At 45.8% G+C, this 11,698-nt stretch carries 9 protein-coding genes; 7 read left to right on the top strand and 2 right to left on the bottom strand.

Features of this window, described 5'->3' with window-relative positions; translation table 11 throughout:
• Positions 1 to 50: 50 nt before the first annotated feature.
• Entirely contained in the window at positions 51 to 278 is a 228-nt protein-coding gene (locus BM210_RS14460) for a cold-inducible protein YdjO-related protein (RefSeq protein WP_091169291.1), read from the top strand.
• 348 nt (positions 279 to 626) lie between these two features.
• Here BM210_RS14460 and BM210_RS36260 read toward each other — a convergent pair whose 3' ends face one another.
• A complete protein-coding gene (locus tag BM210_RS36260) occupies positions 627 to 860 on the bottom strand; it encodes an ATP-binding cassette domain-containing protein (protein WP_177237814.1) in 234 nt (77 codons plus the stop codon).
• A gap of 199 nt (positions 861 to 1,059) precedes the next feature.
• Here BM210_RS36260 and BM210_RS34815 point away from each other — a divergent pair, with 199 nt between their 5' ends.
• The 4 genes from BM210_RS34815 to pdaA all read left to right on the top strand — a co-directional run bounded on the left by BM210_RS34815 (position 1,060) and on the right by pdaA (position 6,860).
• Positions 1,060 to 1,203, top strand: coding sequence for a hypothetical protein (locus BM210_RS34815; protein ID WP_177237813.1), 144 nt, complete (start codon positions 1,060 to 1,062; stop codon positions 1,201 to 1,203).
• A 105-nt stretch (positions 1,204 to 1,308) separates the two neighbouring features.
• Positions 1,309 to 3,369, top strand: a complete 2,061-nt coding sequence (gene abc-f / locus BM210_RS14445) for a ribosomal protection-like ABC-F family protein (RefSeq protein ID WP_091169284.1) — start codon at positions 1,309 to 1,311, stop codon at positions 3,367 to 3,369.
• Between the two features lie 608 nt (positions 3,370 to 3,977).
• On the top strand, positions 3,978 to 5,891 hold the full coding sequence (gene thrS, locus BM210_RS14440; protein ID WP_091169282.1) for a threonine--tRNA ligase: 1,914 nt from the start codon (positions 3,978 to 3,980) through the stop codon (positions 5,889 to 5,891).
• Between the two features lie 177 nt (positions 5,892 to 6,068).
• Positions 6,069 to 6,860, top strand: coding sequence for a delta-lactam-biosynthetic de-N-acetylase (pdaA, locus tag BM210_RS14435; protein ID WP_091169279.1), 792 nt, complete (start codon positions 6,069 to 6,071; stop codon positions 6,858 to 6,860).
• Between the two features lie 61 nt (positions 6,861 to 6,921).
• Here the strand turns inward: pdaA and BM210_RS14430 are convergent, their stop codons facing one another.
• On the bottom strand, positions 6,922 to 7,791 hold the full coding sequence (locus BM210_RS14430; RefSeq protein ID WP_091169277.1) for a TetR/AcrR family transcriptional regulator: 870 nt from the start codon (positions 7,789 to 7,791) through the stop codon (positions 6,922 to 6,924).
• Positions 7,792 to 8,065: 274 nt separating this feature from the next.
• Here BM210_RS14430 and BM210_RS14425 point away from each other — a divergent pair, with 274 nt between their 5' ends.
• Positions 8,066 to 8,566, top strand: a complete 501-nt coding sequence (locus BM210_RS14425) for a GbsR/MarR family transcriptional regulator (protein WP_091169275.1) — start codon at positions 8,066 to 8,068, stop codon at positions 8,564 to 8,566.
• A 20-nt stretch (positions 8,567 to 8,586) separates the two neighbouring features.
• Positions 8,587 to 11,697: an efflux RND transporter permease subunit gene (locus BM210_RS14420; protein ID WP_091169273.1), complete on the top strand. Its 3,111-nt coding sequence runs from the start codon at positions 8,587 to 8,589 to the stop codon at positions 11,695 to 11,697.
• Position 11,698 lies beyond the last annotated feature (1 nt).

Genomic DNA, 11,698 nt, shown 5'->3' with positions numbered 1-11,698 from the left:
TGTATAATAATAAGAAGTCTAGAAATTAACGCAGGGAGATTTGATTGGAAATGGCAACTACGACATTAGAGGAACAGACGCAAGAATTGGAGCACATAGAAATATGGAAATGCAAACAACCTGAATGCAAAGCATGGACACGTAAGGAGTTTGTTACAGAAGAATTACCTGATTGTCCTTTGTGTAAACATCCGATGGTGCGGAGCTACAAACACTTACCGGTAATGGATAAAAAAACCAAGAAAAAGTTTCTGGTAGGTAAGGGACGCTCTAAATAGGATGAAATGGAACAAAAAGGCTGCCGCCGTTCGTGCAGCCTTTTGTGCTGTCTTGAGCCTCTTGGCGCTTGAAACCTTGAACTTGGATAGTGAGTTAGCGATAGGTTCGGGCTGATTGTAGCAAGCAAGCAGGCATGAATTATTCATCGCCGTCGAAGCAGCTTCTAAGATTAGAAGGAGCTTGCTTCAACCACAACTCCTTGTATATGCCAGGTTGTGAGATAAGGTCGGTATGAGAACCTCTCTGTGCGAGACAGCCTTCATTCAACACAAGAACCTCATCTGATCGTACGGAAATATCGAGGTGGTGAGTGATGAAAATGAGTGTCGTGCCTTGCAGCTCCGGAATCATCCGGTCAAGCAGCCTGCGTTCGGTTCCTTGGTCAAGTGCAGAGGTCGCCTCATCCAAAATAAGGATGGCAGGCTTGTGGAGCTATGCGCGTGCTGGCGGAGCCAGGCAGCATCTATTTCCGAGAGAGAAATTCCATTCAAGCGGATACTGCCAGAAGTGGGCTCACGCAGTTTAAGCAGCAGCTCTGCGAGCGTGGATTTACCCGATCCGCGATGTCCTACAATGGACACGATGGAACCGGGTGGCGCGCGAAAACTAATATCTTGCAGCGTTGGAAGGCTGTTGTAGCGGAACAAATTAAATTTTTCAATTGAAGCTATCAAATCATGATTGCCGTGCTATATAAGAAGTAAGGGGGCAAAGGAGAGATTGCATTGCTCCTGCGTTTCATGCTACAGTTATAACAATAAACACAAGGAGGTGAGGTAGGTGAACCACGAAATGGTGAACAACCGTATTAGCCAGCTGCCGATTGCTATGGCTGGCATCGTTCATACTTTTTCCAACAACGGGAGAAGTCTGTCCGATTACTTAAATACGGTTTTACCATTCGCGAGAAGATGCCTACCTTAACCGATACGGATTGATTGTTCTACCATCCGAAGGGTCGCGGGCTAGCTGCTGCGGCTCTTTTTTGCTGTAGGGATAGGGTCTTCATCCTTAGGAGGATCCTCTATTATGATAATGATTAATGGCCAAAATATAAGAAAATACCACGGTGCGCATCTTGTGCTGGACGGGGTAACTTTTGAAGTACAAGAGGGAGAAAAGGTGGGTTTGATCGGGCGCAACGGATGCGGGAAGTCAACCTTACTGCAGCTCATCTCCAGACAATTGACCGTGGATGAAGGTATGTTGACTTTGAAGAAGGATACTCAGATCGGGTATTTGACTCAAATTCCACTTGAATTTGAAAACATGACGGTATATGAAGTGCTCGCCTATGGTTACGGTGAACTGACAGAATGCCAGAAGGAACTATCTGGTGTGGAGCAAGAAATGTCTGGCTTAGAGGCTGCAGCAAGGCCTGAACGGCTTGAGCAGCTTTTGAAAGCTTATGCGGCTGCACAAGAGCGTTTTGAACAGGGCGGTGGCTACGAAATGGATGCGAACATCGACCAAGTAGCCCAAGGCTTGCAGATACCGAAAAGTATGTATATGCGCAGTTTCAGCTCGCTTTCCGGTGGTGAGAAGACAAGGGTCGCGCTCGCCTCGCAGCTGATTGTTCGTCCTGATCTGCTGCTGCTCGATGAGCCGACGAACCATCTGGATCTGAAGGGTATTGAGTGGCTTGAGCAGTTTTTGCGGAGCTATTCAGGCGCGTGTATGGTCGTGTCGCATGACCGTTATTTTCTTGATCGAGTCGCATCCAAAATGATTGAGCTGGAGGATGGGGAGGCTCATACGTACACGTCCAATTACAGCGGATATATGAAAGAGAAGGAAGAAAGACTGCTGCAGCAGTTCGCACAGTATCAGGAGCAGCAGAAGGTAATCAAGAAAATGAAGGAGACGATTCGTCAGCTGGAGGAATGGGGGCGGATCGGTGGAAACGAGAAGTTTTTCAAGCGGGCGGCGTCCATTCACAAAGCATTAGAGCGTATGCAAAGAGTGAAGCGCCCAGTGCTTGAGCAGAAAACCGCTGATTTTGGCCTTGTGCCGCTGGACCACTCGGGTAAAAGGGTGGTATCCTTCGAGGCGGTTTCCAAGGCTTATGGCAGTCGTGAGGTGCTATCGGGGGTTGAAGGAAATCTTCTATACGGGGAAAAAGTAATACTGCTCGGTGATAACGGGACAGGTAAAACAACCCTGTTTAAGCTCCTCTTGGGTGCAGAAATACCGGATAGTGGTGAAATCAAGTTAGGCGCGCGAGTAGAGATTGGATACTTCGCACAACAATATGCGGTTTCGGACCGCAAGCAGACGCTGCTGGACTATTTCCGCACGGAAGCAGGTGTGGAGGAAGGTGAAGCAAGGGGGATTCTTGCGAAGTATCTGTTTTACGGAGCGGATGTGTTCAGGCAGGTAAGCCTGCTGTCCGGAGGTGAGTGGTCACGGCTGCGGCTTGCGCTGCTTGTCCTTACGAAGCCAAACCTGCTTCTGCTCGATGAGCCGACGAACCATCTGGATATCGCTTCGCGCGAGGCTCTGGAGGAAGCGTTGGAGGAATTTCCAGGAACTGTGCTTGCAATTTCACATGACCGTTATTTCATCAACCGTCTGGCACAGCGGGTATGGGTGTTGGAACACGGCAAGGTTGCTGAATATCTCGGGAATTTTGACGACTTCAGGGTAAAAAGAAGACAGCAGGAGGTGACTTCCAGAGGCACGGGAACTGGATTTGCCGACTCCTCAGAGTATACAGCCGGGAATGGAGCACGCACCGAAGGGAAGCCGATCCGCCACAGCGCTGAGGGCGCGAGGGCTCAGGCCGCAGGCGGTCACGCCGTATCGGCACGAAGCGCAGCAGTGCCTACGCCGCAAGCAGCGGCGGCAGCTGCATCTGGTGTCGGGGGCGCTGCTGCCGGCAACCCACGCGCGTCCGAGCGGCGGCGTCTTGAGCTTGAGCGGCAGATCGATGCGCTCGAAGCGGACATAGCCGCTGCAGACGCAGAGCTGCTGGAGCTTGGCAGCATAGGGGGCGACGATACATCGCTGCTGGAAGCCCTATGGCATGAGCGCGGATTGCTGCAGGAGCGGCACGACGAGCTGATTGAGGCGTGGATTCATTACCCTTGACAAACGAATCGCCATTCGTTATTCTAATTAACAACTAAAAGCAATCACCAAGGACATGAACACTTATGGATACTGAACAGAAAGAGGGGTCACCGGCTGAAAGCCCCTTCCGTGAAAATAAGTGATTTACCCCCTTGCAGCTGCGATATGGAAATCATGAATGTTCATGAGTGTAAACATCGCCGGGAATTCCCGTTACAGAAACCAATGAGGATCTGCTTCATAGCAGGTTATAATCAGGGTGGAACCACGAGCATATTCGTCCCTTTTCGGAGACGAGTATGCTCTTTTTGTTTTTTTAAATGACAACTAACAACTAAAAGCAATCACCAAGGACATGTTTACTTATGGAAACTGAACAGAGAGAGGGGTCACCGGCTGAAAGCCCCTTCCGTGGACATAAGCTATTTACCCCCTTGCAGCTGCGATATGGAAATCATGACTCGTTCATGAGAGTAAACATCGCCGGGAATTCCCGTTACAGAAACCAATGAGGATCTGCTTCATAGCAGATTATAATCAGGGTGGAACCACGAGCACATTCGTCCCTTTGCGGAGACAAGTGTGCTCTTTGTGTTTAAAAAAATGATCATAATGGAGGAATCGACATGGCAATTGAAGTGAAGCTGCCTGATGGAGCTGTAAGGGAGTATGGTTACGGTACAACAATTGAACAGGTAGCAGGTTCGATTAGTCCGGGGTTAAAGAAGCTTGCGGTGGCAGGTACAATCAATGGTGAGCTGGTTGATTTGAATCAGCCCATTGAGCAGGACTGCCATATTGAAATTATTACCCTCGATAGCGATGACGGATTGAAGGTTTATCGCCACAGCACGGCGCATCTGATGGCACAGGCAATTAAACGCATTTACGGGGAAAAGGCTGTTAAGCTTGGAATCGGTCCAGTTATCGAGGATGGCTTTTATTATGATATCGATATCGAAAAACCTTTATCCAGCGAGGATCTTGCAGCCATTGAGCAAGAAATGGGGAACATTGTCCATGAGAATCTGCCGATTGTGAGGCGAGTGGTTAGTCGTGATGAGGCAATTAGGACGTTTGAGCGACTGGAGGAGCCACTTAAGCTCGAGCTTATTCATAATTTGCCGGAGTCTTCTGTCCTCACGATCTATGATCAAGGTGAATTTTACGACCTTTGTCGTGGTCCCCATCTCCCGTCTACGGGCCGTATTCAGGCATTCAAGCTGCTGAGTGTAGCGGGTGCCTATTGGCGAGGTGACTCCAACAATAAAATGCTGCAGCGGATTTACGGGACATCTTTCCCCAAAAAGCAGCAGCTAGATGAGCATTTGTTAAAATTGGAGGAAGCCAAAAAACGCGACCACCGCAAGCTTGGCAAAGAGCTGGAATTGTTTATGTTCTCGGAGGAAGCGCCGGGAATGCCATTTTATTTGCCGAAGGGCATGTCGATTCGTACGGAGCTTGAGAACTTTTCACGCGAGGTGCAGATCAAGCAAAATTACCAGGAGGTACGTACTCCGCTCATGATGAACCGACGGATGTGGGAGCAGTCGGGGCATTGGGATCATTATAAGGAAAATATGTATTTTACTGAAGTCGACGATACGAATTATGCTCTCAAGCCGATGAATTGTCCGGGGCACATGCTTATTTTTAAAAACACTTTGCATTCCTACCGTGAACTTCCGATTCGACTTGCCGAATTCGGCCAAGTGCACCGTCACGAGTTTTCAGGCGCACTGAACGGGATGATGCGTGTGCGTACTTTTTGCCAGGATGATGCGCATATATTTGTGAGACCTGATCAGGTTGAGGCAGAAATCAGTCGTGTTATTGATTTTATCGATCAGATTTATCAGGTATTTGGTTTTGAATATACAATTGAGCTGTCTACGCGTCCTGAGGATTCAATGGGGTCCGTTGAGCTATGGGATCAAGCCGAAGCTGCACTTCAGCATGTGTTAGATCAGAGTGGGATTGCCTACCGCATGAATGAAGGAGACGGGGCATTTTACGGACCGAAAATAGACTTCCACATCCTGGATGCGCTCAAACGCAGCTGGCAATGCGCGTCGATCCAGCTTGATTTTCAAATGCCTGAGAAATTTGATCTTTCCTACATCGGCGAAGATAATCAGAAGCACCGTCCTGTCGTCATTCATCGCGCTGCTTATGGCTCCATAGACCGGTTTATCGGCATCTTGACAGAGCATTACAGCGGTGCGTTTCCAGTGTGGCTTGCCCCTGTGCAGGCCAAAATCGTGCCGGTATCGGATGTTTTCATCGATTACGCGCTGCAGGTAAAGCAAGCTCTAGAAGCCGCAGGTATTCGTGTGGAAGTGGATATTCGAAGTGAAAAGCTCGGCTACAAGATCCGTGAAGCGCAGCTTGAAAAAGTTCCCTATATGCTTGTAGTCGGCGAAAATGAGCGGCATTCAGATACAGTGTCGGTTCGTAAACGTGGGGAAGGCGATGTCGGATCAATGAGCATTTCAGAGATTTCACAACAAATTGTACGTGAAATTCAAGCTAAATCGTAACCATTTATCAGTTATAAGCAAAGGGTTATAAGCTTTCTTTTTTATCATTGAGAAGCATTTCTTATATAATTTGATGGTTGTATGGGCTAGAAACGGATGATTCATTTCATCCTGAGCAATACTACCTTTAGGCAGTTATGAGAATTGACGAGTCAATGGAGAAAAGAGGGTGCATGGATGAGACGTGCCATACAGGCCGTGGTCTTCATAATGGTAATGGTTAGCGTTTTACAGCTCTCGGGTCAGGTTGTGGCACAGGAGGATAATCGGTCCTATCATTTTGGCTTTAAAAAAAGCAAGGAGGGGAGACTTCCTTCCATCGCAGAAGAGGGCTTTATGCGTATTCTTCAAAAGCACGAAGCGATTTTTTTGGGAGATACTGAAAAAAAGGAGCTTTTTTTAACCTTTGATAACGGGTATGAAAACGGGTTTACTGCCCAATTGCTGAATGTTTTGAAGGATAAAAAAGTGCCTGCGGCCTTCTTTGTAACTGGGCATTATGTAAAAGACCAACCGGATTTGGTGAAGCGGATGGCGGAAGAGGGCCACATCATTGGAAATCATTCCTGGAGTCATCCAGATATGAGCAGTATTTCCTCGGGTCGTATTAAGGAAGAACTTGACAAAGTGAAGGTCGAGATATCCAAGCTTACTTCTCAAAATGAAGTGCGGTATTTGCGGCCTCCACGGGGAATCTTTAGTGATCAGATGCTTGGGGTAAGTCAGAGTTTGGGCTATACAAGTGTATTCTGGTCCGTTGCTTACAGGGATTGGGATACGAAGAAGCAGCACGGCTGGAATTACGCCTATGAACAAGTGATGGCACAGCTTCATCCAGGGGCCGTCATTTTGCTTCATTCCGTATCCAAGGATAATGCTGAAGCGATGGGTAAAATTATTGATGATGCCCGCGGTCAAGGATATGAATTCAAAAGCCTGGATCAAATGCAGGTAAAGCAGTATCGTTAATCGTTGCTTGTTCAGCAACATATGAAGTGTAAGGTCAGCCTGTAAATTCAGGCTGGCCTTTTCAAATATCACGAAACGACTTGTTAAATTCCGCGATCGTACCCGTATCATCATCTGCCAAGGAGCACAGGTAGTTAACCATTCCCTTAATAATAATTTCGTTAGGCTCTGCTTTAGCAGCCTCTTGAATGATGACTTCCAGCGACTGAAGCATGGTACCCATAACAGAAGGGGGTTCCACATGAGCTTCAATCCAGTCCTTAATATTAAGCGCTCTCTCAATTAAGCTTTCTCTAGTCGTTTCGGTGCTGCAGTCATGTAAATTAAAAGATTTACATAAAATAGGAGTCGTAGGTTTGCTTAGAATTCCATAAATAATATCGTCCAAGCGGTTCATTAAATACTCGGATAAATGTTGACCTTCGATGGGGTATCCAAAAATGATATGGCAGAAAAAATATTCCTTGATCATCCCATTAAACAAATTGGCGCAATCAAATGAATGCGGTTTGATTTCGGTTCCATAAAACTCAATGATACGCTGTTCAATCCATATGACCGTTTGATTGCTTTGTTCGATCATTAAATTCTGAAGGGCTTTATTCAAAAAGGTTATCCCTTTTAGCTGCATGGATATGAAATCCTTATCTTTGATAATGGATTCACACTGATATTCGATTGCTTTAAATAATCGATCTCGAGCACTTAAGGAAGGATCCTGAAGAATATCGTCCAGATAAGTGCGGAACGATTCCATATAATGATTAAAAATATGAACGAGCAATTCCTCTTTGGAATGGAAATGTAAATAAAAAGCTCCTTTGGAAACACCGGCAAGACTGACAATATCTTGAACAGATGTTGAATGGTAATCACGTTCTCCGAACAGCTTGATTGCAGCTTGAACAATTTGTGTTTTTTTGTCATTCATTCTGTTCGACACTCCTTGTTTCCCCAACTAAATAAATTTCAGGTATACAGATATTGTAAACGTGGAACATAGAGCTGTCAACGTAGTGACTGACTGGTCATAAATTTAGTTTGAGTTACGAATTAAAATAAAAAAAGGTTGATTTAAACCTATATATCCATTATTATACTTTCATAATGACCAGTCAGTCATAATTTATTTATATGTTTAACATCATTCTTAAAGTTGCGAATGTCCTTAAATATATTTGCAGAAAGGAGCCCCTCTCAATACGATGTTACAAACCCTCGACGAAATGAAATTAAGCACGAGTCATTTTATGTCCATTCATCTGGAGAAAAGTGGATTCAGCCCACTCGTTGGCAAACTCTTTACACTGCTGCTCTTTTCGACAGAGCCTTTGTGTCTGCAGCAGATGGCAGAGGCATTATCCGTTTCCAAGGCAGCCATCAGTGTTCAAATTCGAAACATGGTAGCGCGGCATTTGTGCTGTAAGGTCCCCATACAAAATGACAGAAAGGATTATTATTACATAGCGGATGATTATGAAATCCAAGTGTTTGATACTTATACAGAGAAAGTCAAATCGGTTCAACAAACGCTGGAACGGGTTTTGAATGCTCTTCAGGAGCAAGAAGGCTTGGAAGCTGAAGATCAAGAGATGTGTCTCGTCGTTAAACAAAGGTTCAGCGAAATGTCTTTATTTTGTGACATCTACTTGTCTAGAATGAAAGAAATCAACGAGGAATGGCTGTTAAAAAAGCAATTATTGTAACTTAATGAAGGAGTCAAACGATGAACAAATTTACTAATTTTTCTTTGAAAAATGCGGCAGCGATTATTATTATCAGCTTTATATTGCTCCTCGCAGGCACATTCTCCGCATCCACATTGAAACAAGAAAGTATGCCTGACATTTCCTTGCCCATCGTATTTATAAGCACGGTGTATCCGGCCCCTCCGAAGGATGTTATGGATAATGTAACGAAGGTTCTCGAGAAGCGGGTTGTGGGTGTGGAGGGTGTGAAAAAAGTATCCTCCAGCTCGAATGACAATTTCTCGGCAATCACGGTTGAGTTGGCGAATGGTAGGAAGCCTGATGATGCGAAGCGGGACATCGAAAGTGCTATCAAGGATATTGTGCTTCCCAAAGGAGCAAGTGAACCGAAGGTTTCCAAGTTTGGCAGCAGTGATTTCCCGGTTTACTTTGCAGCGATTAACGGTAATGAGAATATGAACCATGAAGAGCTGAACCGGATTTATAAGGATATCATTGAGCCTACCTTAAGTGCTATGGATGGGATTGACCATGTAGATTCGATAGGTCAGCAGGAAGCAACCTTGAAGCTGAAGCTGAATATCAGTGCGATCAACAATTACGGAATGACCCCTGCTCTTGTTTCACAAAGCATTCAGACTGCCTTAATGACAAGTCCTGCAGGCAAAGTCGATTTTAACGGGAGCTCACAATCGGTTCGGATCGAAAGTGACTTGAATACGATATACAATCTGGAAAATATGAAAATTACATCTCCAAAGGGCGACACGGTGCTGCTAAAACATATTTCCAAGGTTGAAGCCATCTCGGAATCCAAATTTATTTCCCGGCTGGACAGCAATCCGGCTATTGGACTTACGTTGTTCAAAGGGAAAGATGCCAATACGGTCAAATTTGCCAATGATGTAGATAAATTGTTTGCCGGCTGGACAAAGGAATACCCGAATTTAAAATTCTCGCCTGTTTATAATGCAGCTAATGATGTCAAAAAGTCGATTAACGGCATGCTGAAGGAAGGCATTATGGGGGCCGTATTGGCTTCGGTTATGATTTTGCTGTTCCTGAGAAATGTGCGTATGACCTTAATTGTTTTGGTTTCGATCCCATTGTCGATATTAACTACGTTGTGCGCTATGGCATCGTTGGATATAACGCTCAATATTATGACGCTTGGCGGTTTGACGATTGCCGTGGGACGGGTCGTGGACGACTCGATTGTTGTTATTGAAAACATATACAGCGAGCTGCAAAGGGTCAGTGATCGTAATGAATCCGTTATTAAGCTGGCTACAGCACGAGTAGCTTCAGCGATCACCTCGTCTACCATTACTACTGCGGGTGTATTTTTACCGATTACTTTTGTCAGCGGGGTATTGGGGGATATATTCAGACCCTTTGCCATTACGTTGATTGTAGCGTTAATGTCTTCACTAATCATTGCGTTGACAGTCATCCCGATGCTGGCCAAACTGATGGTGCTCAAAAGCAACAAGATCAAGCATCACGATGAAGAGCAGGTTGGCAAGCTGGGCGGCTCTTATAAAAAAATATTGAATTGGTCGCTTGATAACCCGAAGAAGACGGTTTTAGCCGCATTTTTGGCGCTTGTTATATCGATAGGAGGAACGGTTCCTTTTCTCCCGATGGCCTTTATGCCGGATAGCGAAACCAACAAGCAGGTTCAGTATACGTTGAAGCTTCCACAGGATACTTCCTTTGAATCGATGGATTTGAAGATGAAAGAAATCGAAGCCATGTTCCGGGAATCCAAGGATGCTGCCGGACAACCAGCATTTGACTATTTTGAATCCATGGTCGGCTATGACCAACAAAATACGAGCGGAGAACGTACGCCATACAAGGCGTCAATTATCGCATCTGTATCCGCGGCCTCCAATGCCAAAGAGATGGCGGAGCTTTACAAGCATAAAATTGTGGAAATGACCCCCAAGGATTCAGAAATTGAAGGTGCGCTGTTAGCGCCAAGCATGGGCTCAGGAGATGATTTTGCCTACCTGCTTAAGGGTGAAGACTTGAACCAGCTGATTGCCGGAGCCGAGCTGGTTAAAGCGAAGATGAGGGAATTTCCCGAATTGACAACGATTAAGGACAGCCTAAGTGAAAAGAAGACACAGGTGGTTGTCAGTGTAGATCAGAATAAGGCGCGTGTATATGGATTATCATCAGCGCAAATTACAGACACGGTACGTTTATGGCTTGCGGAGGCACCACTTGGCGATATTAAATTCGACAATGTAACCTTTGAAACCAAAGTCATGGTAGATGATGATTTCAAAAACTCGAAGGAAAAGCTGGGACGCATTCAGTTGACAACGTCGACCGGTGCGGTAGTCTCTCTAAATGATGTGGCCAAAATCAGTCAGGTAGAAGCACCAGCAGCAATTACTCGGGAAATGCAGGAGCAGTATGTGAAAATTACCGCCAAAATCGAAAGTAAAGACAAAGGCGGCGTGAGCACCAAAGTAACAGAAGCCTTGAAGACAGTAGTAATTCCAGGAGCTGTCCGTACGCAGGCTCAAGGCGTAAATGATGACATTCAGGAAAGCTTTGGTCAAATGGCGGTTGCCATGGGCGCAGCGATTTGTCTCGTATATCTCGTTATGGTTATTGCTTTCGGGAACGCGAGTGCACCTTTTGTTATTCTCTTCTCGGTTCCACTTGCTGCAATCGGCGGACTTATTGCGCTGCTTATTTCAGGGGAGTCGATTAATATCACGTCTCTGATCGGATTTTTGATGCTTATCGGGGTTGTTGTCACCAATGCCATCGTACTGATCGACCGGGTACAGCAGCTGCGCGCGGATGGATTAACGGTTCGTGATGCTCTAGTCAGAGCGGGATTAACAAGGCTTCGTCCGATTATTATGACAGCGGGCGCCACTGTTATGACTCTGCTGCCTTTGGCATTGGGGGTTTCGGATGGCTCACTGATTTCCAAAGGCTTGGCGGTTGTTGTTATAGGCGGTTTGATCACTTCGACTGTGTTGACTTTAATCGTTGTGCCCGTGATTTACGAACTTATCGACAAGATGAATGTCGGAATCTCGCGGTTTATGAACAGAAATGAAAACCGTGTTGCCAAAACACCAGCCGCAAAAAGCATTTAGG

Source organism: Paenibacillus sp. 1_12 (assembly GCF_900114475.1).
Classification (GTDB): domain Bacteria; phylum Bacillota; class Bacilli; order Paenibacillales; family NBRC-103111; genus Paenibacillus_S.
Note: the sequence above shows the minus strand (reverse complement) of the source record. Positions and strands in the feature narration are given on the sequence as shown.

What these genes read in the sequence shown, in the direction of transcription:
- BM210_RS14460 (WP_091169291.1), top strand. Translation starts at nt 51, where the DNA reads ATGGCAACTACGACATTAGAGGAACAGACGCAAGAATTGGAGCACATA.
- abc-f (WP_091169284.1), top strand. Translation starts at nt 1,309, where the DNA reads ATGATAATGATTAATGGCCAAAATATAAGAAAATACCACGGTGCGCAT.
- thrS (WP_091169282.1), top strand. Translation starts at nt 3,978, where the DNA reads ATGGCAATTGAAGTGAAGCTGCCTGATGGAGCTGTAAGGGAGTATGGT.
- pdaA (WP_091169279.1), top strand. Translation starts at nt 6,069, where the DNA reads ATGAGACGTGCCATACAGGCCGTGGTCTTCATAATGGTAATGGTTAGC.
- BM210_RS14430 (WP_091169277.1), bottom strand. Translation starts at nt 7,791, where the DNA reads ATGAATGACAAAAAAACACAAATTGTTCAAGCTGCAATCAAGCTGTTC.
- BM210_RS14425 (WP_091169275.1), top strand. Translation starts at nt 8,066, where the DNA reads ATGTTACAAACCCTCGACGAAATGAAATTAAGCACGAGTCATTTTATG.
- BM210_RS14420 (WP_091169273.1), top strand. Translation starts at nt 8,587, where the DNA reads ATGAACAAATTTACTAATTTTTCTTTGAAAAATGCGGCAGCGATTATT.